At 52.6% G+C, this 23,484-nt stretch carries 23 protein-coding genes; 16 read left to right on the forward strand and 7 right to left on the reverse strand.

From position 1 onward, the window contains the following. Window positions 1-171: 171 nt before the first annotated feature. Together CX651_RS00125 and glnK are read right to left on the reverse strand one after the other, a co-directional pair. A complete protein-coding gene (locus CX651_RS00125; protein ID WP_101052492.1) occupies window positions 172-1,422 on the reverse strand; it encodes an ammonium transporter in 1,251 nt (416 codons plus the stop codon). A 10-nt stretch (window positions 1,423-1,432) separates the two neighbouring features. Beyond that, window positions 1,433-1,771: a P-II family nitrogen regulator gene (gene glnK, locus CX651_RS00130; protein ID WP_025011521.1), complete on the reverse strand. Its 339-nt coding sequence runs from the start codon at window positions 1,769-1,771 to the stop codon at window positions 1,433-1,435. A gap of 301 nt (window positions 1,772-2,072) precedes the next feature. On the opposite strand from glnK, the gene CX651_RS00135 reads away from it, so the two are divergent. Continuing rightward, on the forward strand, window positions 2,073-2,615 hold the full coding sequence (locus CX651_RS00135) for a hydrolase (RefSeq protein ID WP_101052494.1): 543 nt from the start codon (window positions 2,073-2,075) through the stop codon (window positions 2,613-2,615). 93 nt (window positions 2,616-2,708) lie between these two features. On the opposite strand, the gene nrfA is transcribed toward CX651_RS00135, so the two are convergent. Beyond that, complete coding sequence (nrfA, locus tag CX651_RS00140; RefSeq protein WP_101052496.1) at window positions 2,709-4,112, reverse strand: ammonia-forming nitrite reductase cytochrome c552 subunit; 1,404 nt, start codon at window positions 4,110-4,112, stop codon at window positions 2,709-2,711. A gap of 315 nt (window positions 4,113-4,427) precedes the next feature. Between nrfA and narQ the strand changes: the two genes are divergently transcribed. Together narQ and CX651_RS00150 are read left to right on the forward strand one after the other, a co-directional pair. Next, complete coding sequence (gene narQ, locus CX651_RS00145) at window positions 4,428-6,137, forward strand: nitrate/nitrite two-component system sensor histidine kinase NarQ (RefSeq protein WP_101052498.1); 1,710 nt, start codon at window positions 4,428-4,430, stop codon at window positions 6,135-6,137. Continuing rightward, a complete protein-coding gene (locus CX651_RS00150) occupies window positions 6,130-6,759 on the forward strand; it encodes a response regulator (protein ID WP_101052500.1) in 630 nt (209 codons plus the stop codon). Before narQ ends, CX651_RS00150 begins: the two co-directional genes overlap by 8 nt. Window positions 6,760-6,814: 55 nt before the next feature. On the opposite strand, the gene CX651_RS00155 is transcribed toward CX651_RS00150, so the two are convergent. Beyond that, the gene (locus CX651_RS00155; protein ID WP_025011525.1) at window positions 6,815-7,189 is read right to left on the reverse strand and encodes a YacL family protein; all 375 of its coding nucleotides are present in this window, start codon (window positions 7,187-7,189) and stop codon (window positions 6,815-6,817) included. A 394-nt stretch (window positions 7,190-7,583) separates the two neighbouring features. Between CX651_RS00155 and CX651_RS00160 the strand changes: the two genes are divergently transcribed. After that, a complete protein-coding gene (locus CX651_RS00160) occupies window positions 7,584-8,552 on the forward strand; it encodes a zinc transporter ZntB (RefSeq protein WP_101052502.1) in 969 nt (322 codons plus the stop codon). 90 nt (window positions 8,553-8,642) lie between these two features. On the opposite strand, the gene fkpA is transcribed toward CX651_RS00160, so the two are convergent. Further along, window positions 8,643-9,419 (reverse strand): FKBP-type peptidyl-prolyl cis-trans isomerase, encoded by a 777-nt coding sequence (gene fkpA / locus CX651_RS00165; RefSeq protein WP_028780139.1) that lies wholly within the window; start codon window positions 9,417-9,419, stop codon window positions 8,643-8,645. A 205-nt stretch (window positions 9,420-9,624) separates the two neighbouring features. On the opposite strand from fkpA, the gene CX651_RS00170 reads away from it, so the two are divergent. The 8 genes from CX651_RS00170 (at window position 9,625) to CX651_RS00205 (ending at window position 17,890) form a co-directional block, all read left to right on the forward strand. Beyond that, window positions 9,625-10,599 (forward strand): WD40 repeat domain-containing protein, encoded by a 975-nt coding sequence (locus CX651_RS00170; protein WP_101052504.1) that lies wholly within the window; start codon window positions 9,625-9,627, stop codon window positions 10,597-10,599. A 3-nt stretch (window positions 10,600-10,602) separates the two neighbouring features. Further along, on the forward strand, window positions 10,603-10,815 hold the full coding sequence (locus tag CX651_RS00175; protein WP_025011529.1) for a SlyX family protein: 213 nt from the start codon (window positions 10,603-10,605) through the stop codon (window positions 10,813-10,815). A 21-nt stretch (window positions 10,816-10,836) separates the two neighbouring features. Beyond that, the gene (gene def, locus CX651_RS00180; protein ID WP_044733842.1) at window positions 10,837-11,325 is read left to right on the forward strand and encodes a peptide deformylase; all 489 of its coding nucleotides are present in this window, start codon (window positions 10,837-10,839) and stop codon (window positions 11,323-11,325) included. Further along, window positions 11,322-12,677 carry a COG3014 family protein gene (locus CX651_RS00185; protein WP_101052506.1) on the forward strand — a complete coding sequence of 452 codons (1,356 nt, stop codon included), beginning with the start codon at window positions 11,322-11,324 and terminating at the stop codon, window positions 12,675-12,677. The genes def and CX651_RS00185 overlap by 4 nt, the downstream gene beginning before the upstream one ends. Before the next feature lie 22 nt (window positions 12,678-12,699). Beyond that, window positions 12,700-13,293: a penicillin-binding protein activator LpoB gene (lpoB, locus tag CX651_RS00190; protein ID WP_177192617.1), complete on the forward strand. Its 594-nt coding sequence runs from the start codon at window positions 12,700-12,702 to the stop codon at window positions 13,291-13,293. A 213-nt stretch (window positions 13,294-13,506) separates the two neighbouring features. Then, the gene (gene pepN / locus CX651_RS00195) at window positions 13,507-16,152 is read left to right on the forward strand and encodes an aminopeptidase N (protein WP_101052508.1); all 2,646 of its coding nucleotides are present in this window, start codon (window positions 13,507-13,509) and stop codon (window positions 16,150-16,152) included. A gap of 76 nt (window positions 16,153-16,228) precedes the next feature. Continuing rightward, window positions 16,229-16,432, forward strand: coding sequence for a hypothetical protein (locus tag CX651_RS00200; RefSeq protein WP_101052511.1), 204 nt, complete (start codon window positions 16,229-16,231; stop codon window positions 16,430-16,432). Window positions 16,433-16,600: 168 nt separating this feature from the next. After that, window positions 16,601-17,890, forward strand: coding sequence for a glycerophosphodiester phosphodiesterase family protein (locus CX651_RS00205; RefSeq protein ID WP_101052513.1), 1,290 nt, complete (start codon window positions 16,601-16,603; stop codon window positions 17,888-17,890). 57 nt (window positions 17,891-17,947) lie between these two features. Here the strand turns inward: CX651_RS00205 and CX651_RS00210 are convergent, their stop codons facing one another. Next, on the reverse strand, window positions 17,948-18,514 hold the full coding sequence (locus CX651_RS00210) for a phosphoribosyltransferase (RefSeq protein ID WP_101052515.1): 567 nt from the start codon (window positions 18,512-18,514) through the stop codon (window positions 17,948-17,950). A 410-nt stretch (window positions 18,515-18,924) separates the two neighbouring features. Between CX651_RS00210 and CX651_RS00215 the strand changes: the two genes are divergently transcribed. The 4 genes from CX651_RS00215 (at window position 18,925) to CX651_RS00230 (ending at window position 22,717) form a co-directional block, all read left to right on the forward strand. Next, complete coding sequence (locus CX651_RS00215; protein WP_101052517.1) at window positions 18,925-19,650, forward strand: basic amino acid ABC transporter substrate-binding protein; 726 nt, start codon at window positions 18,925-18,927, stop codon at window positions 19,648-19,650. A gap of 6 nt (window positions 19,651-19,656) precedes the next feature. Continuing rightward, a complete protein-coding gene (locus CX651_RS00220; protein ID WP_101052519.1) occupies window positions 19,657-20,334 on the forward strand; it encodes an amino acid ABC transporter permease in 678 nt (225 codons plus the stop codon). Further along, window positions 20,327-21,052 carry an amino acid ABC transporter ATP-binding protein gene (locus CX651_RS00225; protein WP_101052521.1) on the forward strand — a complete coding sequence of 242 codons (726 nt, stop codon included), beginning with the start codon at window positions 20,327-20,329 and terminating at the stop codon, window positions 21,050-21,052. The genes CX651_RS00220 and CX651_RS00225 overlap by 8 nt, the downstream gene beginning before the upstream one ends. Before the next feature lie 99 nt (window positions 21,053-21,151). After that, a complete protein-coding gene (locus CX651_RS00230) occupies window positions 21,152-22,717 on the forward strand; it encodes a CehA/McbA family metallohydrolase domain-containing protein (protein ID WP_101052523.1) in 1,566 nt (521 codons plus the stop codon). A 14-nt stretch (window positions 22,718-22,731) separates the two neighbouring features. Here the strand turns inward: CX651_RS00230 and CX651_RS00235 are convergent, their stop codons facing one another. Further along, a complete protein-coding gene (locus tag CX651_RS00235; RefSeq protein WP_101052525.1) occupies window positions 22,732-23,478 on the reverse strand; it encodes an RES family NAD+ phosphorylase in 747 nt (248 codons plus the stop codon). Window positions 23,479-23,484 lie beyond the last annotated feature (6 nt).

Genomic DNA, 23,484 nt, shown 5'->3' on the forward strand with positions numbered 1-23,484 from the left:
CGCCATAGCCGCAAAATACGCTTTTCCTGGCCGACTCCCGCCAAGGCAGATAACCCAAAAGCCATCTCACAAGAGATGGCTTAAAGATTAAGGAAGCTTGCTTGATCTCTCAAAAACACTCATGACTTATCAGCTGGTGTTCTTGGCTTATCAATTGGCGTTCTTGGCTTATCAATTGGCGTTCTTGACAGTCACAAACTCAGGATAGGCATCGATACCGCAATCCGACGCGTCCATACCGTTGTACTCTTCCTCTTCGGTCACCCGGATCCCCATGGTCACTTTCAAGGCGCCCCACACCAGCAATGACGCCAGGAACACCCAGGCAGAGATCACCGCAGCGCCAAACAGCTGCCCTGTCACACTGGCATCGGCATTGGACAGAGGCACCATCATCAAACCGAAGAAACCGGCGACCCCGTGCACCGAGATAGCCCCGACAGGATCGTCTATCTTGATTCGGTCAAAGCCCACAATGGAGAACACCACCAAACCGCCGGCTACCAGGCCTATCACACCCGCCATAGGCAGCGAGGGCGACAATGGATCTGCTGTGATAGCCACCAAACCAGCCAAAGTACCATTGAGTATCATGGTCAAGTCGGCCTTGCCCCACACCATCTTACAGACGATCAGTGCAGATACCGCGCCGAAGGCCGCTGCCGAATTGGTGTTGACGAAGACTTTGGCCACAGCGCTGGCATTCTCGGCATCAGAGACCAGTAACTGAGAACCACCGTTGAAACCGAACCAGCCCATCCAGAGGATAAAAGTCCCCAGAGTTGCCAGCGGCAAGTTGGATCCCGGGATAGGGTTAACCTGGCCATTGGCGCCATATTTACCTTTACGGGCCCCCAGCAGCAAGACACCGGCCAAGGCCGCGGCCGCACCGGCCATATGCACTATGCCGCTACCGGCAAAGTCGACAAAGCCGGCTTCGGAAAGGAAACCACCACCCCAGGTCCAGTAACCTTCCACCGGATAGATGACTGCCGTCATTACCAGGCTGAATGCCAGGAAAGCCCACAGGCGCATGCGCTCGGCCACGGCGCCGGAAACAATCGACATGGCTGTAGCCACAAATACCACCTGGAAGAAGAAATCAGACTCCAGCGCATGGTCGGCGTCGGCAGCTTGAGAGCCTATCAAGGTGCTGATGCTCGGCAGCCAGCCGCCCTCGCCATTGTCCACATACATGATGTTGTAACCCACAATCAGGTAGGTGATACAGGCGATTGAATAGAGACAGATGTTTTTGGTCAGTATCTCTGTGGTGTTTTTGGAACGCACCAACCCAGCCTCCAGCATGGCGAAACCCGCCGCCATCCACATCACCAGCGCGCCGGAGATCAGAAAGTAAAAGGTGTCCAGCGCAAAACGCAGCTCTGTGACCGTAGTACCCAATTTGCTCAGTTCTTCCATCTTCTCCCCCTTACAGCGCTTCTGTATCTGTTTCGCCCGTACGAATACGGATAACCTGTTCCAGATCTGTCACAAAGATCTTGCCGTCACCTATCTTGCCGGTATGGGCGGCGTTGGTGATGACCTCCAGCAGGTGCTCAAGATTCTCCGCCTTGGTGGCTATCTCGAGCTTAACCTTGGGCAGAAAGTCCACCTGATACTCGGCTCCCCGATAGAGCTCTGTATGCCCCTTTTGTCGGCCAAAACCTTTGACTTCGGTGACCGTCATCCCCTCAATGCCTATGCCCGCAATCGCTTCGCGGACATCATCGAGCTTGAACGGCTTAATGATTGCGCTGACTAATTTCATCCAGACCTCCAGAATCGCCTTGCTGTATTGGTGTTATGCCAAAAGCAATTCAAACATCAGGCCAGAATGTTAATTTTTTGTTTTATAAAGAGTTAGCTTTTACGGACCAGGTTAAGAGCTGCAGATATGCACCAATTAGGTGCAAGTAAGGCTTGGGCGCACAAAAAAAGCGCAATCATCTACGACCTAAGACCTATTGGCTTAAGCCCTGTACTGACGTTAACTGAATGTCCTGACGTTAACTGAAGCGAAAGAAGGACTCGTTTACACCTGTCCTAAGACCAACCAGAAGGAGAACAAAATGTTAAAAGCGGAAGAATGCGTGCTGGTCATAGTGGATGTTCAGGGTAAACTGGCGCAGATAATGGACAAGAGTGAACAGCTGCATCAGCAACTGGCCATGCTGATAGAAGGCACGGCCTTGTTTGATATCCCGGTGCTCTGGCTGGAACAGTTGCCGCAGAAGCTCGGCCCCACGACAGAGTCGCTGGCCGCTCTGCTATCCAAGACCACTTCGCCGATTGCCAAGCATCACTTCAGTGGCTGGCATTGCCCGGCGTTCCGTGAGGCACTGCTGAGCACGGGCCGCAAACAGGTACTGCTGGCCGGGATAGAGACCCATGTCTGTGTCTATCAAACCTGTGGTGATCTTATCGAGCAGGGTTTCGATGTGCACTTGATAGCCGATGCTGTCAGCTCCCGCAGTGAAAGCAACAAACTCTTGGGAATTGAGATGATGAAGCAGCAGGGAGCCAGGCTCAATAACAGTGAATCTTTACTGTTTGAACTGCAACATCAGGCAGAAGGTGAACGCTTCAAGGCTCTGCTTAAGCTGATCAAATAAGCCTGTAATCACTCACTGGCTACCACTGCTGGCTTGTAAGATAAAAAAATCCCCGCGATGCGGGGATTTTTCATTTCGTGATGTTAACGACTGTTAGTTGTAGGTCGCTTCACGCTTCTTGGCTTCAGCATCCCACTTGGGCAGAACATTTTTCTTGAAGTCTTCCTTATCGGCAACCATCTTCTTCATGTCCATACCCAGAGCAGCCTGAGCCTTGGCCTTGGTGGAGATATCCGGCAGCGCAACTGGCTCTGTGATACCTTTCTTGGCCAGCAACTGTGCCAGTTTCACCCGGGCGTTGGCAGCCTTGTCAACCGCAGTACCCAGCACCCGCAGCGCTTCATCAGGAGCGTGAGCCGCGACACCGTGAGAGGCGATAGCATAATCCCAGCGCCATTGAGCATGACGGATATCAGTCAGAATTGGCTTCATCTCGACTTCAGTCGCACCGGCTTTCCAGGCGGCAGCGGCTTCAAAGTGAGCCTTGACGATTTGATCTTCAGCCTTCAGCTTCAGCTCATTAACCTTAACTTTACGCTCAGCAGTCAGATTCTCCATAAACTCTTTGCTCTGAGTGTGGCATTGAGCACAGGTTTCTTCGAAGCGGTCGAACGGATTACCCACTTTGTGATCGGTGAACTTACGCCCCTTGTCGTTGGTCACTTTTGGCATGTGACAGTCAACACAGGTCACGTTGTTCTTACCATGAACCCCCAGCTGCCAAGTTTCATAACCTGGGTGCTGTGCCTTCAGCATAGGAGTCTTGGACAAAGCATGAGTCCAGTCGGCAAATTCGATGGCATCGTAGTAAGCTTCCATGGATTCTACTGTAGTGCCTTGATCCCATGGGAACTTAACAAAACCCTTACGACCTTCCACTTTCTCAAAGTAGTATTCTACGTGGCACTGACCACAAACCATGGATTGCTTGTCTTTGCGGGAAGCCTTATCAAATGGTGTACCCAAGGTCTCCATGGCGCGCTCGGCAAAAGGACGTCCCAAACGCAGCTTAGGAGAACCTTTCTCGTGACAATCGCCACAACCTATGGCGTTAACCACTTCAGGGCCACCTTTGGCCCACTTACCGGTGAAGTAACCATCTTCGCCCTGCTCTTCTATCAGGCGAGGAACATCCGGGCTCTTACAGCTCCAGCAAGCCATTGGCATTGGACCATCTTCGGCGCTCTTTGGCGCTCCGGTACGCAGGGTGTTGCGCACATCCGTCACGGCATAAATGTGGCCACGAGGGGCATTGTAGTCCTTGGCGAAACCATAACCGGCCCACATGATTACCAAGTTGGGATCTTCTGCCAATACGTCAACAATTTCAGAACTCTTTGCAGTGTCATGCCAACTGGCATATTGATTTTTGAACTTGTCTTTGTAGACTTCGTTGCGAGGCTCAGTCTTGTCACTCGCAAACGCACCGGCAGCCATTAGGCTTGCGGCGACCAATGCACTGAGTGCAAAGGATTTTTGGTTTAATTTTTTCACCATCTCATCTCCGTGTTACTTTATCGTTATTTGCAATAACCACGACATCTCCAAGGTCAAAAGTAGCCGCTTAAATACACCAAAAATATACCTCTTAGGGGGTATCCGGGGCGAAGTTTGCGCCAGATCAAAATGTGAAGGCGATGTTGTTCACATTTTTGTACTCTTGTTAATGTATTCAAGTGCTGGCTAATGTAGAACTCTGAGACCCAAGTCCTTTTTTATTCTCGACAATCTTATCGGCGCGTTTCCTTTCCGATAATCGAGAGCAACACTGCAGGGACTGAGGAAACCTTAGCAAAAGTGAGTGAATATTTCATGAAACGAGGCAGCTTGACCTCTACCATTTTAGGCTTAATGCTGACCCTTATCCTGCTTTCAAGCGGTTTGGCCACTTTTGCCATTATCAATCTGTCTTACAGCCTGGGAGATGCCCGGGCGATCAACGCCTCCGGTTCATTGCGGATGCAGAGCTACCGGCTGATGTTTTATGCCAACTCCGGCAGTGAAGAAGCGCTGCAAAAAATTCGCGAATTTGAAAACACCCTCTACTCAGATGCCTTGGTGCGCTCAATGGACTGGTCATCGCCGGCCAGGCTCGGACAGCAGTACCAACTGGTGATCAGCAAGTGGAAGGTCATGAAGTACTACATAGAGCAGGAAGACTCACGCAATTATGCCTCCTCGCTGAAAGACTTTGTCGATACCATAGATTTGCTGGTATTGGAGATGGAGCACCATGCCGCCTTCAAACTAAGATTGCTGGCCGTCAGCCAGATAGTAGGTCTGGGTTTGATGCTGCTGATTGCCTTTATCGCCGTGCGCTTTACCAAACGCAAGGTGGTGGTGCCGCTGCAACAGATGATGGAATCAGCCAACACTATATCCAAAGGTAACTTTGCCGTCGAAATGCCGAAGACGGAATATATTGAGCTCAGCGCTCTTTCCGATGCCCTGGACAGTACGGCTCAGGAACTGGCAACTCTCTATGGCAATCTGGAAACTCAGGTGAAGGAGAAGACCCTGGCGTTGACCCGTGCCAACCGTGAGCTCAAGTTTCTTTATGACAATCTGGTGTTGCTGCACTCGGGCAAACTCAATTTCGAGGTGATGCGACAGTCGCTGCTGCAACTCAAGGAGTATGAGCACCTGCAACATCTGCGGCTGATTATTCAACAGGATGAAGATGCCATGGAGGTGATCGCCACCGACGAGGAAATCTGGCCGCAATCCGGACAAACCATGCAGTTTCCGCTCAAGTTTGAACAGCAGGAACTCGGCTTTCTGGAAGTGATAGGCAAGCACGATATCAATGTGCCCCTGTTTGAAAACTTCGCCATCATGCTGGCTCGCTCGATTGTGATTCACAATGCCTCCGAGCAGCGCCAACAACTGGCCCTGTTGGAAGAGCGGGCGGTTATCGCCAGAGAGCTGCACGATTCACTGGGGCAACTGCTATCCTTCCTGAAAATCCAGATAAGTTTGCTGCGTAAAGGCCTCGATCAGAGCTGCAAAAGCCCGGCGGTGACCCAACAGCTCGAAGAACTCAATGAGGGGGTGACCACAGCCTACGCCCAGCTCAGAGAACTCTTGTCTACCTTCCGCCTGACAGTTAAAGAACCCAATCTGCGCAACGCCCTCGAGGCTATGCTGGAGCAACTGCGCAGCCAAACAGAGACAGAGCTGGAGCTCAACTATCGTCTGCCGCCCCAGTTACTGGCGGCGCACCAACATATTCATATTCTGCAGCTCACCCGCGAAGCCACCCTCAATGCCATTAAACATGCAAATGCGAGTCGTATTTGTATCAGCTGCGAAAAGAACTCTGATAACATGGTGGTTATCAGTATCGAAGACAACGGCATAGGCCTGGCGCATATCAAGGAAAGGGATCAACATTTCGGCATAGGGATAATGCACGAACGCGCCAGCCGCCTCTCGGGTATGGTTGAATTTTCCAGCAATGCGTCGGGAGGCACCAGTGTTGTCCTGACTTTCCCACCTCAGCAGGAGCCACATCATGGGTAAACCTTATTCAGTTCTGGTAGTCGATGATCATCCCTTATTGCGTCGCGGTATCTGTCAGTTACTGGCATCCGATCCTGACTTTAGTCTCTTCGGTGAAGCCGGTACCGGGCTCGACGCCTTGGCGGCCACCGCCGAAAACGAGCCGGACATTATCCTGCTGGATCTGAATATGAAAGGCATGACAGGTCTCGATACCCTGAACGCCCTGCGTCAGGAGGGAGTGACCTCCAGAATCGTTATCCTGACGGTTTCCGATGCCAAACAGGATGTTATCCGTTTGCTGCGAGCTGGCGCCGATGGTTACCTGCTCAAGGATACCGAACCCGATCTGCTGCTCGGGCAACTGAAAGAAGCCATGTCCGGCCACAGAGTGATCAGCGCCGAAGTGGAAGACTATCTGTTTGAATTGAAAAATGCCGCCGAAGAGGAAGCCTGGCTCGACAGCCTGACCCCCAGAGAGTTGCAGATACTGCAGCATCTGGCAGAAGGGCAGAGCAACAGAGTTATTTCCGAAGAACTGCATATCAGCGAAGGCACGGTCAAGGTGCATGTCAAAAACCTGCTTCGCAAGGCCAATGCCAAGTCCCGCACCGAAATGGCTGTGCGTTATCTCAACCGTTAAGCCACGAAAAAGGGACGCCACCGCGTCCCTTCTCATTGCCGCCCATGCCGCTTGTTCAGCGGCTCTGGTGCAGAAAGTCACACCAACTCTCAAGCACATCCTGAAAGTCTTCCAGGCCGCACCAGGCTTCTGACTCGGCATCATAAAGAGAGAGGGACTCATCCAACTCCTGACTCTCACCGAATTCGAGCACATTGGCGTAAACCCGCACCTGCTCCTGATCCAGTTGCAGCGTCAGATCCCGGCCAATCAACTGCCATTCGCGAATGCGCCCTGACTGTAAATCCGCCAATGCCTGTTTAACCTGAGTGCAGATCTCGGCGTTATCCGCCAACTCTTCAGAGAACCATTGCCCCAGTACATGATGCTCCATACTGAAGCGGGCCATTGCGGTTCCCGTCAGTGAATTGCGCCGAAATTCGTATTCCATGGTGCCACTTCTTTTGCTGTAATCAAACCTATCCTAATTTTAACCCAGAGCCCAGGGGATTGCCCATAGTTATGCCTGGGCTTTACTTTCTATAGTAGTATTCCTCAGTTAGCTCTGCAGCCATGTCAGCCATTAGGGTGCTAGTCAGATTGGTGATGACATAGTGAAGCTACGGCGAGACAAATTGGTGTAGTCGTCAGATGGCTGACAAGTTCCCCAAGGACGAGTTGAAAAAGCACGTATGTGGCGCAAGCCAATGTCGCTTTATCCCGATAAACCGCCCATTAGCCCACTTGCCTGCCCAGCTTTTCATTGCCACTGAGTGAGTAAATTCCTATGCCCAATGATATAACTAGGTTAGCTTAAACTAAAGCAAACCTATGAGAGTGAGTCTATGGCCGAAAAACAGTTTTGTGCCTTGCTGCTGAGCGGGGAGATGGCAGGCAAGGAGTTGACGCAGCAACAGGTCAGTGATTGGCGCCCGGAGCAGGGCATACTCTGGCTGCATCTGGACTATAAGAAGAAATCCAACCGTCAGTGGTTGCAACAACACAGCGGCCTGGAAGCACTGGAAGTGGCAGCCCTGTTGGCGCAGGACACTCGCCCCAGGGTGGTACAATCCGGCCAGGGTTTCTTGCTGGCGCTCAGAGGGGTCAATCACAACCCCGGGGCCGACCCTGAAGACATGGTGTCGATACGCCTCTACCTGGACAATCACAGAATTATCAGCACCAGCAGTCGCGAGCTGTTATCGGTCAAAGACATCATCCAGAGCGTCAGCCAGGGAGCTGGCCCCGGCAATACCGGGGAGTTTTTGCTGGCGCTGACGCAGCGTCTCACCCAACGTAAGACGGAGTTTATCGACCGGCTGGAAGAAACTGTCGACGATCTGGAAGACAAGGTCATGGCCGGTAAAGACAGGGATCTACGCAGCGATATCGCCGAGCTCAGGCGTCAGATAGTGGTGGTCCGGCGCTACCTGGCGCCGCAGCGGGAAGCCTTTACCCGCCTGCTGGCAGACTCGGCTAAGGTATTTGATGAACAGCAGCGGCTTAAATTCAACGAAATCAATGATCAACTCATTCGCTGCATCGAAGATTTGGATGCCATCAGAGACAGGGCCAGCGTCACCCAGGAAGAGTTACAAAACCGTCAGGCCGAGGCAGTCAATCGCCGCCTCTATTTCCTGTCGCTGATCAGCGCCGTCTTCCTGCCGCTGGGTTTCCTTACCGGTCTGCTCGGGGTCAATATCGCCGGGATCCCGGGCGCCGATGTCGGCTGGGCCTTCGGAGCCTTTTGCCTGTTCCTGTTGCTATTGGTAGGGGGACAGTTGTGGCTGTTCTATCGCTATAAGTGGCTTTAGAATTACTGACGCAATAAGTGACTGTAAACAGAAAGGACGCCGGCGGCGTCCTTTTCAATATCGGGTATCCACTTTCCGTGAAAGAAGGGATTACTTGGCAGAAGCCTCGGCTTCGGTCGGCTCTACGGGGGCATCGGCCTTTTTGACCTTGAGCAACTCGACTTCAAAGATGAGTGTGGAGTTGGCAGGAATAGTGCCCATATCACGCTCGCCATAGGCCAGCTCAGATGGGATAACGAAGCGATACTTGGCGCCTACCGGCATCAGCTGAACCCCTTCGGTCCAGCCCGGGATCACCCGGTTCAGGGCAAATTCTGCCGGTTCACCGCGGGAGTAGGAGCTGTCAAACTCAGTGCCGTCGATCAGAGTACCACGGTAGTGAACTGTCACTACGTCTTCGGCGGCCGGCTTCTCACCCTCGCCTGGAGTCAATACTTCGTATTGCAGACCTGACTCAGTGGTGATCACACCCTCTTTGGCCTTGTTCTGTTCCAGATAGGCTTTGCTTTCCTGCATCGACTTGGCCGCCATCTCCTGGACCTTGGCCATACGTTTTTCATTCAGCTTCTGGTCCAGACCTTCAAGCACTTTCTGCATCTCATCTTCAGTCAGTTGCAGCTCGTCTTTCAGCCCCTGTTGGAAACCAGTCACAATCAAAGCACGATCGACTGAGAAACCCAGCTCTTCCTGCTCCTTGATATGGCCGGCCATGTAGCGGCCAATAGAGGCACCCACGCTATAGGCTTCTTTCTGCTCGACAGAGCTCAGTTCCACTTTGTCGGCACTCGCTGTTTTTTGTTCTTGGTTACAGGCGGAAAGGCCGATCAGGGCCAGTGCGACCAGTGAAATTTTGTAAATCGGTTTCATTAAAGGCATCCTCAGGATCTTCAAATGGTTACAATTAACCCAAAATATGTAAGACGACTCACTTTATACCAGTTAACTTTGAGATACAAAGCAGATTATCCATACTGGTTAACAAGGGAAAGCGGCCGACAAACCGTTAACCCTTGCATGGAAGCGACAGCGTTTTACCCTTACTCAAAATGACAAGTCGAGGCGGTATAAGTTCATGGCAATAAACAGATTGCTACTTATTTGCACGCTCAGTTTTACTTTGCTTGGCCTTGGTGCCTGCCATCCAGGCCCCAATAGCAGCCAATCCCTGGCGGCCGATCCCAGCTACAGCGCCAGCCTCTCTGCCGATGGCCGCTACGCTTTGATAAGCAGCCAGGAGGGGATCAGGCTTTGGGATCTCAAACAAGGCGCGGTCAAGTATCAGTGGGCTCAAGGCAGTGAAGCCAATGATGTCATCGCCACAGATATCTCGGCCAATGGAGAATATGCGGTGACGTTAAGCCGCGATTCAGTTGCACTGTGGAAAATCGCCGACGGCCGGGCGGCGGGTTGGTGGTCACTGCCGGCAGTAGCCCAGGCTGTGGCCGTGGCCGACAACGGCCAGTTGCTGGTAGGGCTGGCAGATGGCGCGGTGATGTCGCTGACCCCGACCACAGGTGTGCTGGTGAAATTTCTTGGCCACAGCGAAAAGGTCAACAGCGTTGCCCTCTCTGCCGATGGCCACCTGGCATTGACCGGCGCCAACGATGCCACCGCCCTGCTGTGGCGCACCCAGGATGCTCAGGTACTGAGGCGCTGGCAGATGGACTCCAGGGTACTGAAGGTTGCCCTCAGCCGCAGCGGTAACCTCAGTTTAGTGTCCGACAGTACCGGCAATGCCGACATTTGGCACAATGACTCAGGGAAACTGGCCAGCTCGCTGGCGATAGTCCGGCGGCAAATGAACTTTTCGGCAGCGCGCTTTATCCAACAGGAGCAGGCCTTGTTGACCGGCACGCCGGCCAGAGAATTGAGTCTGTGGCAGGTCGATTCGGGGAAAAAAGTCGCCAACTGGCAAGTTTCACTGCCAAAAAAGCCTTTGCCCCAAAGCGCCGTAGTATACTCAGTGTCTGAATCCGACAACGGCCAACTTCAGAGTATCAGCAGTGCCAGCTTGCTGGAACGCTGGTCGGCGCCAACACAGAGGTAAGTAATGCAAGCAATCCCGGACAGGATCGAAGAGCTCGAAACCAAGCTGTCATTTCAGGAAGCCACACTGGAAGAATTGAGTCAGGAGATTTTCGAACTCAATAAAGTCGTGGCCGAGCAGCAGTTTCAGATCCAGTTGTTAATCAGTAAACTCAAAGCGGTAGAACCGAGTAATATCGCATCTCAATCGGAAGAAACGCCGCCGCCTCACTACTGAGTCGAATAAAGGGGGATAAGGATGTTAGCCATAGCAACCTACGGAGAACGTATTCTGGGGCAGGCTGCCCAGCCGGTTCAACTGTTCGATGAACCTTTGGCGGCCCTGGCCGAGAAAATGCTCGAGACCATGAAACTGGCACAGGGCGTAGGCATAGCCGCGCCTCAGGTAGGCCAAGGTATCCGCTTGTTTATTATGGCATCCCATCCCAACGACAGATATCCGGATGCGCCTTTGATGGCGCCCCAGGTGGTGATCAACCCACAGATACTCAAACGCTCAGGCAAGATGCTGGCCGGGGAAGAGGGTTGCCTATCTCTGCCCGGTGAAAGAGTACAGATTCTGCGCCATGAAAGCATTGAGGTACGTTATCAGGATCTCAGCGGCGAGTGGCAGCAAGAATGGTTACAAGGCTTTGTCGCGCGCATTTTTCAGCATGAATATGATCATCTGGAAGGACTCACCTTGAGAGAACGACTGGAGATCCAAAACCAAGGAGCCGACTCTTGAAGTCAGGCAAGTTACTGCTGCCACTGTTGTTGTCGTTGAGCCTCACTGGCTGCGCCTTCAACAGTGTATTGGTCAACTATCCATCCCAACTGGCCGGCGTTCGCGCCGAACTCAACTCATCAATGCCGGGCAATGCCGCCAAGGAATTGGCAGGCGGGATCAGCAGCCGAGATGGCCTGCTCTATGCCCAGGAAGCGGGGCGCGCCGCGCAGATAAGCGGCGATTTCACCGCCAGCAAAGACTATTACCAAAGCGCCATAGCCGCCTATCAGGCATTCGACGACAAAGCCAAGCTCAGTTTGTCCGAGCTGGGTTCACAGGGCGGCAGCCTGCTGCTGAACGACAATATCATTCCCTATCGTGGTCCCGGGTATGAGCGCATCATGCTGCACCAATATCAGGCTCTCAATTATCTGTTTGCGGGCGATGCCGAAGGCGCGTTGGTGGAGGTGCGTCGCAGCAATGAACTGCAATCGCTGGAACAGCAAAGGTACGAAAAATCCAGCAGTGCGGTGCAACAGATGGCCAACGGCACTATCAGCGCCGAAATGGATAAACTGGGCAAGGCGGCCGGCAGTGTCACCAGCTCGTTTTTGAACGCCTACAGTTACTACACCACAGGGGTACTGCACGAAATCCTTGGTGAGCGCAACGATGCCTTTATCGACTATCGCAAGGCGGCGCAGATTATGCCGGATAATCCTTATCTGCAGCAGGATCTGGTGCGCTTGGCCAAAGAGCTTGCCATGCCTCAGTATGATGAGTTCAAACGCCGTTGGGGAGAAGCGCCCACGCCCGCCAAGGGGCAAGGTCAGGTCATCTTGCTGCTGGAGCGCGGCTTTGTGCCCGCCAAGGAGAGCCTAACGGTTCCCTTCACCATTCACGGCAACTGGCAAACTGTCTCTCTGCCCACCTATATGCCCTCCAGAGTGCCGGTAAGCAGTGCCAATATCCGCGGCTTGTCAAAACCTATGACTGCAGCCCCTATAGCCAATATAGATGCCTTGGCCATCACGGCGCTCAAGGAGGAACTACCCTATCTGCTGGTGCGCCAGGCTGCCAGGGTCTATGCCAAGTCGGAAATGGCCCGCAAGGCCGAGCGCAAAGACGGTTCGGACCTCGGGGTGATCGCCATGCAGATATTCAACGTGGTCACAGAGCAGGCCGATCGCCGCAGTTGGCTCACGTTACCTAGGCAGGCACAGATAGCGAGGCAGTTTGTCGATGCCGGCAGCTATCAACTAACCCTGGACAATCAGGGCACGGAAATTCAGGTTCAGAGTGGCAAGACCACTCTGGTCTGGGCAATAGACACTGGCAATGTCACACGTTTTTATACAGAATTGATTTGATAACCTTGAAATGGAACTGACTATGAAACACTTGAAGCTGATACTGATACTGGCAATGGCTATGGGCATGGCAGCCTGTCAATCCAAAGTGGAATACGGTGATGCCACTGAGGTAGAGACAGTGAATGAAAACTTCGGTTCGACAGATCTGCAAGCCATTGCCGCCAAAATGGTCGACAGCATGCTGACTTTTCCGCCTGTGGTGGCCATGACAGCCAACGATAGACCTATCATCTTTGTCGACAAGATCAAGAACAAGACCTCTGAGCATATAGATACTGAGTCAGTGACCGACTCCATCAGCAACAAGCTGCTGCGCTCAGGCAAGTTCCGTTTTATCGATATGACCAAGGTGGATTCAGTGCGCAAACAACTGGACTACCAGAACAACGCCGGCATGGTTGACCCATCCACCGCCATCAAGTTCGGTCGTCAAATAGGCGCTCAGTACATGCTCTACGGCAACCTTTCCAGCATAGTCAAACAAAATGGCAGCACCCGTGATGTCTACTACAAGATGACCATGCGCCTGATGGATCTGGAAACTGGTTTGATCGAATGGTCCGATGAAAAAGAGATCCGCAAAGTGAAGTCCAAGTCCTTCCTCGGGCTCTAACCAAGTCTAACGCTCCTTCCCAAAAGCCGCTGTCACAGCGGCTTTTTTGTAACATTTCTCCTTTGTTCTTTGTCGGCAAATAGCGTAATTTATGCCACGGGCGCCAAGCCTGACAGGGTATTAACTCTAAGTGTATCCCTCCCCTTTCATTCCTGTTGTGAGGGAAAACACCGACACCTAATGGTAAAACAATAAAAAGCAAGGAATCTGTTTGTGAAATCTCTTCCCCGGTTGTTTGGTCTCAGCCTGTTGGCTGCCGGACTGCTATCACTCAGCGGCTGCAGCAGCACTCAATCCTCCGCCGGAGTGCGGGATGGCAGCGGTTATATCAGCGAGCAACAGGCGATGGCTCGCTCTGCCAGAGTCAGCAATGTCAGCTATGAACTGGACTTTACCTTGGATGGCAGCGAGCGATTTGCCAACCGCACCCTGGTACGTTTCAGTCTCAGCGACAACCAACAGCCCCTGACACTGGACTTGAGCAAGGCGCAGATCACCAGCCTTAAGATCAACGGCCACAGGCTCTATCCCAAATACAATGGCGCCTACCTGGAGATCAGTGCCAAGTTGCTGCTCATAGGCGACAATGAGATAGAAGTCAGCTTCACACGCCAGCATTCCAGCAATGGTGAAGGGCTGCACCGCTTTGTGGATCCCGTCGATGGCAAGGTCTATCTCTACTCCCACTTTGAGCCCGCCGCCGCACAGCAGATGTTTGCCGTATTCGACCAACCGGATCTCAAGGCCAGCTACAAGTTAACCGTTAGAGCCCCCAAAGACTGGCAGGTGATCAGCGCCACCCAAGAATTGAGTGTGACCCCGGAGGGTGACAGCCAGCTGTGGCAGTTTCCGGCAACGCCCAAGTTGAGCCCCTACAATTTTTCCATGCATGCCGGCCCTTACCATGTCTGGCAAGACAACAGCGGCAAATACCCCATGCGCCTGTTTGCCCGCCAATCAGTGGCAGCCCAGGTCAATGCCACCGACTGGTTCAGATACACAGACGCCGGGCTTAAGTTTTTTGACGACTATTTCGGTATCGACTACCCCTTTAAAAAATACGATCAACTGCTGGTGCCTGACTTCCTCTATGGTGCCATGGAAAATGCCGCCGCCATCACCTTTGCCGAAGGGCGTTTTCTTGGCAGTGGTGATATGACAGCTAATCAGCGCCAGCGCTTGGCGTCGGTGATCATGCATGAAATGGCGCACCAGTGGTTTGGCGATCTGGTGACCATGAAATGGTGGAACGGTTTGTGGCTCAATGAAAGCTTCGCCTCCTTCATGGGCATGCTGGCGAGCGCCGAAGCCACTGAGTTTGACAACACCTGGCGCAGTTTTTACGCCAGGGGCAAACAGAGTGCTTATCAACAGGACTCTGGCGTTACCACCCATCCGATAGAAGTGCCTGTGGCCAGTAGTGCCAACGCCTTCGATAATATCGACGCCATCACTTACCAGAAAGGGGCCGCGGTTCTCATTCAACTGCGCCACCTGCTTGGGGAGCAAACCTTCCGCCGTGGCGTCAGTGAATACCTCAAACGCTACTCCTGGCAAAACGCCACACTGGAAGACTTCATTACCAGTCTCGGCCAGGCCGCCAAGCGGGATCTGAGCCAATGGACCCGGGATTGGCTCTACAGCGCCGGTGTCAACAGCCTCAAGGCCGAGTTCCAGTGCCAAGATGGCCGCATCAGTGAATTTGCCCTGTTGCAGTCAACAAGCGATCCCGCCTACCCGACGCTCAGAGAGCAAAAAGTTCAGCTGGCCTTACTAAGCAAGGGCCGCCATGAAATGCACCTGCTGCAAACTCTGGCCGTTACCTACCAAGGTGAAAAGACCTTGGTGCCGCAACTTAAAGGCGCATCCTGTCCTGATTTGGTTTATCCCAACTATCAGGACTGGGGCTATGTCAAAGTAGAGCTCGACCCACGCTCGTTCGATACCGCCTTCAATCACCTGGCCAAGGTAGAAGATCCCCTGCTGCGCGCCATGCTCTGGCAAAGCCTGTGGGACAGTGTCCAGAGCGGTAATTTGCCCTTGAACAAGTATCTGGAAACTGTGCTGATCAATGCTCCCCAAGAGAAGGATTACACCCTGCTGGGACAAATTCTCGGCAATATGCGCTATAGCAAGGCCTTACTCGAGTCGATGGCTCCGATTCACTCGGCCTACGCCGAGCGCGCCATCAGAGCGCTGGCGCAGATGAGTCTGCGTCTGACCATGCAAAACGCGGATAATAAAGATCTGCAGCGGCGCTGGTTCGATGCCTATGTGGACTTTGCCCGCGACGGTGATTCACTTGATCACCTGCTGTCACTGCTGCAGGGCCACAGCAAGATAAAGGGAGTGGAGCTGGATCAGGATACCCGCTGGCAGCTTATCTATCAGTTGAACCGTTACGATTACCCCACCAGCAAATATCTGCTACAGCAAGAAGCCAAACTTGATATCAGCGATTCGGGGCAAAAGGCGGCCATCGCCGCCGAAGTGGTGCGCCCGGACACCGCCGGCAAACGCCGCTGGCTGGAGAAAATCAACCATTCGGCGCTGCCGTTTGCCAAGCTGAGAGTAGCGATGGAAAACCTCTATCCCAGCAGCCAAGGGCAACTGCAGGCAAGCACTGCAGAGCAGCGCTTGAGTCAGTTAGCCGCTCTGGACGCCGAAAAAGACCCGGTATTTATGCGCAGTTACGCGCCGGCACTCTTACCGCGTCAATGCAGTCACGCCTCAATGCTGCGGCTCGAAAAAGCCTTGCAGGCTAACCCTGAGCTATCGGCCCAGACCCAGCGCAATCTCAAGCAAGCAATAGAGAAAGAGCAGCGCTGCGTGTTGATTAAAGACACGCTGAAACTCTAGCTATGTGAGCCGCTTGGTTTTCCTGTGGCACCATGCTGTGCCACAATAGCTAACGAGCTAAATATCAAGGGTCATTATGGGACTAATATTCATTATAATCATAGGCTTCTTTGCCATGATACTCATCAAGGACTACAACAAAAAACAACAGTATCTCCAAAATGGTGAGATTGAAAAACTGCAACGGGAAGTGGATGAATTGAAGCAGCGGATTGCTAATCTGGAAACCATAGTTACAGACAAGAGCTACGATCTGAAGGATAAGATCAACCGACTCTAAGACTAACGCAATGGTTCCTCTTCAGTATATCCGGAACAAAGTACTGTATTAATTAAGTTAGTTGTCATAATTTTACTATCCGGCTGTCATCAAGCATCCCTAGCTTCAGAAATACCATTCTCGTCAGGTGAGTAAACTCCTGTGCGAAATAGCATAAGGATCTGCTTAATGAAGACTTTTCACTCCAAGACAGCATCGACGTTACCAGGCCTGGTGCTGCTTGGCCTGTTGCTCAGTGGCTGCAACAGCAGTGACAACAACGCCAGTACTTCAACCCCGGCACAGGATCAACAGGAAAAAGTTGGCGCCAACTTGGGCCCCCGCCCCCAATTTCTGGTAAATGACATGGATGAAGGGCCGCTCAAAGATAAACTGGCACAATGCAGCAAAGGGCCCTTTTATCGCACCGACTTCAGCATAGGCCACCGCGGCGCCTCCATGCAGTTCCCTGAGCACACCAAAGAAGCCTATTTGGCAGCTATAGATGCCGGAGCCGGGATAGTGGAATGTGATGTCACCTTCACCGCCGATAAACAGCTGGTTTGTCGGCACTCCCAATGCGATCTGGCCACAACCACCAATATCCTCGGCATCCCTGAGTTGGCAGCCAAATGCCGTCAGCCCTTCTCTCCCGCCGATGCTGCCAATGGTGTTAACGCCAGCGCCGAGTGCTGTACCAGCGATATAACCTTGGATGAATTCAAACAGCTTTGCGGCAAGATGGATGGTTTTAATCCCAAGGCCACCACGGCGGAAACATTTATGAAGGGTACTCCTGACTGGCGCACGGATCTCTACGCCAGTTGTGGCACATTGATGACCCACGCCGAGAGTATAGCTCTGTTTAAAGAAGCCAGGGTCAAGATGACGCCTGAGCTCAAGGCCGCCAGTGTGCCCATGCCCTTCGATGGCTTTAGCCAGCAGGACTATGCTCAGAAGATGATCGACGAATATCAGGCGGCCGGAGTACCTGCAAAAAATGTCTATCCCCAGTCGTTTAATCTGGAAGATGTGCAGTACTGGTTGGCCAATAATACCGATTTTGGCAGGCAGGCCGTCTATCTGGATGACAGGTATGACTCGGACAGCAGCTTTAACCCCAATGATATGAGCCAATGGCAGGCCGATATGCAAAGGCTCAAGGCCCTGGGAGTCGAAATCATTGCGCCGCCCTTGTGGGTATTGGTCGGTCTGGATGACAGCGGCAAAATAGTTCCCTCGGCCTATGCTCTGGCGGCCAAGGAAGCCGGGCTTAAAATAATCACTTGGTCACTGGAGCGTTCTGGCCCCCTGGCACAAGGCGGTGGTTGGTACTACCAAAGCATCAGCGGCAGCATTAATAACGATGGCGATGTCTATCAACTACTGGATGTACTGGCCAAAGAAATAGGTGTCCTGGGGGTATTCTCCGATTGGCCGGCGACCGTGACTTACTACGCCAACTGCATGGATATCTAGCCATTGCCAACAACAAAGAGGGCGCCTATCGGCGCCCTCTTTGCATTGGATTTTTTATCAGAGAAACAGCTCTTTGATATTTTTAAGATCGCCCTTACCTTCGGCCAGCTCTTGCGCACTCAGGCCGGAAACTTCATGGGGGAATACCAGCCATTCATCCGAGGCGTGGATATAGTAATCGGGTTTCAATGGCACCGCAGTATTTTGCGGCTTGTAGTAAGGACAAGCGATGCGGATATCCTTGGGCATATTCAGACGCATGGATTGACTGAGCTTTTCCTTAAGCGCAAAAACGCTGCGCCCGGAATCGAAGACATCATCAACAATCAACAAACCATCATCAGCATTGGCATTTTCAACAATGTAATGCAGACCATGAACCTTGATCTCCTTGCTCTGCTTATCTGTGCCTATGCCGTAATAAGATGAAGTACGCACCGCAATATGATCGGTTTCCACTTTCTTGAAGTCGAAAAACTCCTGTACCGCGATCCCTATTGGGGCGCCGCCACGCCAGATCCCAACAATAAACTGCGGCCGAAAGCCACTCTCATAGACCTGTGCAGCCAGACGAAATGAATCCTCCAGCAATTCCTGAGCGGTAATAAAGCGTTTTTCTATCATAGGTATACGACCCCATCTTGTTCTATTTTGTGTGCTTCGCTGTCTGCTTTGGCAGGTGCTGAATTGGAGGCCTGTTCCAAAATCCGGAGTGGGCTTCCACCATTGTAGGCAGGCAGAGGATTTTGGGCGCGCATTTTATAACAAATTTTTCCTCGGTGCTGTGCCAAATGCACATTCTTGTGTCTCAGGCGACAAAAAATCTTCACTCGTCGCTCAGCCTTAGTTGAGCAATCTCTACTTCATTCACTCAAACACATTTGGTTAATAAATAACAAACTAATTAATAATGTTTTTTTAACGAAATATGTGCGGACAGTGAATAATTAGTCATTTTTTGTGATTAGTTATTGATTGAGGTATGGGAACTGGCTATAGTGCCAGTCATACGGTTCCTCAAGAGTATCTCCAAGATGAAAAAATCCCTGCTTCTGGCCACGATCACGGCCTTGCTGTTGACCGGCTGCGGTAAAGATCAAGATGTACTGGTCGTCGGCACCAATGCCGCCTTCCCCCCATTTGAATACATGGGAGGCGCCAATGGTGATGAGGTAAAAGGGCTGGATATCGACATTGCCAAGGCGATTGCCGCCGATGCCGGTAAAACCCTCAAGGTAGAAAACCTCAAGTTCGACTCTTTGATAGTGGCGCTGAACTCAGGCAAAATCGACTTTATCGCCTCCGGTATGACAATCACGGATGAGCGGCAAAAGAGCGTCGACTTCTCCACGCCTTACTACGAAGCTACCCAAGTGGTGATAGTCAATCAGGACAGCCAGGTATTCAACACTCCGGCTGATCTTGCCGGCAAGAAAATTGCGGTGCAGTTGGGTTCGACCGGCGACATTATGGCCAAGGAGCTCAAGGCCGAAGTCGTGGCTTTCAACACAGGTTTTGAGGCTTTTATGGAGCTGAAAAACCACAAGGTAGACCTGGTACTGTTCGACAGCCAACCGGCGGCCACTTATCTGGCCAAGAACCCCACTCTCAAACAGCTGGATATCGACTTCTCACCCGAGTTTTACGGTATTGCAGTTGCCAAGAATCAACCCGAACTGCTCGGCCAGATCAATGCCACCCTGTCACGGCTGCAAAGCTCAGGTGAATACCAACAAATCCTTGAAAAATATCAGAAGTAATCTTAGATGGATGCAATAATCTCTTCGCTGTTCACCCCCATAGGGGAAGACGGCATGGTCGGCATCTTGCTGATCCTAAGCGGCCTCAAGGTCACCCTGACAGTGACCTTCTTCGCCATGATCCTCGGCGCCATCCTCGGGGTACTGACCACCCTGATGGGCATGTCCGAACGTTGGTATCTTCGCTGGCCGGCCAAGCTGTATGTCGGGGTGATCCGCGGCACCCCTGTGGTGGTGCAACTGGTAATCCTCTACTTTATCGTGTTGGCCGCCATGGATGTCGACAAGGTGACCGCCGCCATCATCGCCTTCGGTCTCAACAGCGGCGCTTATATCAGTGAGATTATCCGTGCCGGTATCCAGGCGGTCGACAAGGGCCAGGCCGAGGCCGCCCGCTCTTTAGGGATGAGCCATTCACTGACCATGCGTGAGGTGGTGTTACCGCAGGCTATCAAGAATATCCTACCGGCGCTCGGCAATGAATTTATCGTGCTATTAAAGGAAACCGCCGTCATCGGCTTTATAGGTGGTGTGGATCTTATGCGCGCCGGTGAAATCATCCGCAGCCGGACCTTCGAAGATGTGGTGCCACTGCTGACTTGTGCCCTGATCTATCTGTTATTGACCTACAGCTTCACCTGGCTGTTGGGTAAGTTTGAAGCGAGGCTGAAACAAAGTGATTGAGATAACCAACCTGCATAAGTCCTACGGCAAACTGGAAGTACTCAAGGGCATAGATCAGCATATCGCCAAAGGCGAAGTGGTCAGTATCATAGGCCCAAGTGGTAGTGGCAAGAGTACTTTTCTTCGCTGTATTAACCTTTTGGAGCAACCTACCGAAGGCGAAATACGGATAGCCGGTGAATCGATAACGGCGCCAGGTGCCTGTGTCGACAAGCTCAGACAAAAAGTTGGCATGGTATTCCAGCACTTTAACCTGTTTCCTCACAAGACAGTGTTGGCCAACCTGACCCTGGCACCAGTCAAACTGGGATTGATGAGTTTGGCCGAGGCCGAAGCCAAGGCTTTGGGATTGCTGGCTAAGGTTGGCCTGGCAGACAAGGAAGATGCCTATCCATCCAGTCTGTCCGGCGGCCAGAAACAGAGGGTGGCCATTGCCAGAGCCCTGACCATGTCTCCCGAGCTGATGCTGTTTGACGAACCCACCTCGGCGCTGGACCCGGAAATGGTCGGCGATGTACTGGATGTGATGCAATCCTTGGCTCGCGACGGCATGACCATGGTGATAGTCACTCACGAAATGGGGTTTGCCCGCGAGGTGTCTGACAGGGTGATCTTCATGGATGAAGGGGTGATCCAGGAAGCGGGCACACCGGAGCAGATTTTCAATGCGCCGCAAAACCCTCGTACTCAAGGTTTCCTTGCTAAGGTGCTGCGCTGATCACAGGGGTAACTTTTTAGTACAAAAGTGCCATAAAACTGCCATCGTTTCTCTCTATGTTGGGTGCTTTCCCAAACGCCCAATATAGAGAGGTTATTCTTGCGCCAATCCCATCAAGTCGCAGCCTTGTCGCTGCTATCTCTGGCCCTGCTGGCCGGCTGTAACTCAGATGACAACACTCAAACTCCCGAGCCGATAACGGGTCGCTGGCTCAAAGGCGATCTTCATGTTCACACCGCTGTTTCCCAAGATGCCAGAGAGACCCAGGCCGATATTCTCAAGTGGGGCTTCGAGGACTTTGGTCTGGATTATATGAGCCTGACCAACCATATGCGCAACAACAGCCAGGACAATGAAGATAACGACCTAGGCGGCATTCTCTTCTATGATGCCCTCACCCGCTACGAAAAACCCGGACTCGCCAGCCAAATGCCCAACTACCCGGACAAGTTGGTTTACTCAGGTTTTGAGTGGGATATGCCGACTCACGAGCACTTCAATATCGCCATCTTGGCCGATGAACAGCAGACTCTGGATGCGATTAAAACCTTCGAGTATCGCTTCAGCGCCAAGAATGAGCCGGAGGATTTCGCAGCCGAAGATCTCGCCGCCTGGGAGGCCGCCGGCGTCAAGCGTCAGAATCAAACCCATGCAGATGCAGTCGCGGCACTCACCTGGCTGCAGCAACACTTTCCCAAACAGAGCTACGGCATGCTCAATCACCCCAGACGCTATCTCGACAGCTACACCATAGCCGAAGTCAGGGAGCTTCACGATGCCGCGCCTGAGGTCTTCTTCCTGGTGGAAGGCATGGTTGGCGGCCAGTTCAGTGGCAACCGCGGTGACTATGGCGACAGATCGAGCGGTGTTTACGGCGGTGTCGATCCGGTCGTGGCCGAGGTCGGCGGTTGGTGGGATGCGCTACTGGGCGAAGGACGCAGAATTTGGAACATGGGCAACTCGGATATTCACTTCAAGACCCGCCCCCCTTACGCCAGCAGTTATTATCCCGGCGAATATGCCAAGAATTACACCTGGGTTGAGGGAGAAGGCACCCAGGCGCTGCTTGAAGGGTTACGCTCGGGGAACAGCTTTGCGGTATTTGGCGATCTCATCGATGGACTGGATTTCCAGATGAATAGCGGTGATCAAACCATCACTATGGGACAAACCCTGAGTGCCAAGGCCGGCGACAAGGTCACTATCAATATCAGGTTCCGCAGCCCTGAGCTGAATAACAAGGAAAGCGATATCGGCAATGAACACTACGCCGGCATTAATCCGGGAGTACATCATATCGATTTGATTGCCGGCGATATCAGTGAGCGGGCCAAGCCGGGAACAGCTGCCTGGCAAAAGGAAACCAACGACAGTACCCGGGTGATCAAGTCATTCACCCAGGCCGACTGGCAAAAAGACAGCGATGGTTTCTACCGCATGAGCTTCAGCTTTATCGCCGATGGCAAGCAGTATTTCCGCCTGCGGGGCACCAACCTGGATTACAACGTCAGTGGCTTGACCAACAAGGGCACGCCACTGCGTTCAGAGGTATTGCCACAGGCCGAAGGGGAGCAGGTGCAGCAATGGTACAACGACATCAATGAGCGTAACTACGGCGATCTCTGGTTCTATTCCAACCCGCTGTTTATCAGCACCCAATCCTGAAGTAATTTCTGTTCTCAGGCGGGACGCGGCAACTGCCCGTCCCGCAAAAAGTCTTTTAAAAACCAGGTCAATGGCATGCTGCGGCTGTTACGACGACTGAAAGCCACCTTGTCGGCGGAGCTTTGACAGAGCCAGTATTCACACTCCTGCGGCTCGGTTGATAGCAACACCAAAGGATCGTGCAGCGCCAGGTTGACGCCCTTTTCTGCTCTGGCCGAAGTGTAACGGATCATCTGCGCCTGCTGTTGCAGCAACCAAGCACCCAAAGCCTGGGTATAGGCATAGCTCGACTTGTGAGTCAGTTGCTGCTGCACTCCCTGCCCCTGCAATAGCGTCAGGTCGGCACAATCGCAGGCATTGATATCCACAGAGTACAACATATGCTCAGAGCGCAGCGGCTCCAGATAAGGCTCCAGCATGTCGGCCATAAAGACAAAACGATAATAGGCAACTTCGGCCAAACAGGTCTGCCAGGATTCACTGGCATAAAAGAAGCTTTCCATTGTGATACTGCCAAAGCGCGAACCATGGCGCAGCGGCGGATAACGAAACGGGGTCTTGAGCAGATAATGCAAGTGCTCTGTCCCGCTTCGGTATGGCGGTTTAACCTCATCGAGCAGAGATTCAAGCAGCATCTGTTCGTCAAAATCATCCACCAGGCTCAGGGTGGCGGCTTCTTCCTGGGACTCGACCAGGCGATAACCGCGACCAAAGTAGCGGCGAGGAAAAAAGTCCTGCGGCTCTAACGCACTAAAATCCATTTTCAG

Origin of the sequence: Shewanella chilikensis, from assembly GCF_002836945.1 — a bacterium.
In the GTDB taxonomy this organism is placed as follows: Bacteria; Pseudomonadota; Gammaproteobacteria; order Enterobacterales; family Shewanellaceae; genus Shewanella; species Shewanella chilikensis.

Excerpts from the sequence above, each read along its gene's own strand:
- glnK (WP_025011521.1), bottom strand. The coding sequence starts at position 1,771 with ATGAAATTAGTCAGCGCAATCATTAAGCCGTTCAAGCTCGATGATGTC.
- CX651_RS00155 (WP_025011525.1), bottom strand. The coding sequence starts at position 7,189 with ATGGAATACGAATTTCGGCGCAATTCACTGACGGGAACCGCAATGGCC.
- CX651_RS00220 (WP_101052519.1), top strand. The coding sequence starts at position 19,657 with ATGGATGCAATAATCTCTTCGCTGTTCACCCCCATAGGGGAAGACGGC.
- CX651_RS00160 (WP_101052502.1), top strand. The coding sequence starts at position 7,584 with ATGGCCGAAAAACAGTTTTGTGCCTTGCTGCTGAGCGGGGAGATGGCA.
- CX651_RS00170 (WP_101052504.1), top strand. The coding sequence starts at position 9,625 with ATGGCAATAAACAGATTGCTACTTATTTGCACGCTCAGTTTTACTTTG.
- CX651_RS00135 (WP_101052494.1), top strand. The coding sequence starts at position 2,073 with ATGTTAAAAGCGGAAGAATGCGTGCTGGTCATAGTGGATGTTCAGGGT.
- CX651_RS00125 (WP_101052492.1), bottom strand. The coding sequence starts at position 1,422 with ATGGAAGAACTGAGCAAATTGGGTACTACGGTCACAGAGCTGCGTTTT.
- CX651_RS00210 (WP_101052515.1), bottom strand. The coding sequence starts at position 18,514 with ATGATAGAAAAACGCTTTATTACCGCTCAGGAATTGCTGGAGGATTCA.
- lpoB (WP_177192617.1), top strand. The coding sequence starts at position 12,700 with ATGAAACACTTGAAGCTGATACTGATACTGGCAATGGCTATGGGCATG.
- def (WP_044733842.1), top strand. The coding sequence starts at position 10,837 with ATGTTAGCCATAGCAACCTACGGAGAACGTATTCTGGGGCAGGCTGCC.
- CX651_RS00200 (WP_101052511.1), top strand. The coding sequence starts at position 16,229 with ATGGGACTAATATTCATTATAATCATAGGCTTCTTTGCCATGATACTC.
- CX651_RS00205 (WP_101052513.1), top strand. The coding sequence starts at position 16,601 with ATGAAGACTTTTCACTCCAAGACAGCATCGACGTTACCAGGCCTGGTG.
- CX651_RS00175 (WP_025011529.1), top strand. The coding sequence starts at position 10,603 with ATGCAAGCAATCCCGGACAGGATCGAAGAGCTCGAAACCAAGCTGTCA.
- CX651_RS00235 (WP_101052525.1), bottom strand. The coding sequence starts at position 23,478 with ATGGATTTTAGTGCGTTAGAGCCGCAGGACTTTTTTCCTCGCCGCTAC.
- CX651_RS00150 (WP_101052500.1), top strand. The coding sequence starts at position 6,130 with ATGGGTAAACCTTATTCAGTTCTGGTAGTCGATGATCATCCCTTATTG.
- CX651_RS00215 (WP_101052517.1), top strand. The coding sequence starts at position 18,925 with ATGAAAAAATCCCTGCTTCTGGCCACGATCACGGCCTTGCTGTTGACC.
- fkpA (WP_028780139.1), bottom strand. The coding sequence starts at position 9,419 with ATGAAACCGATTTACAAAATTTCACTGGTCGCACTGGCCCTGATCGGC.
- nrfA (WP_101052496.1), bottom strand. The coding sequence starts at position 4,112 with ATGGTGAAAAAATTAAACCAAAAATCCTTTGCACTCAGTGCATTGGTC.
- narQ (WP_101052498.1), top strand. The coding sequence starts at position 4,428 with ATGAAACGAGGCAGCTTGACCTCTACCATTTTAGGCTTAATGCTGACC.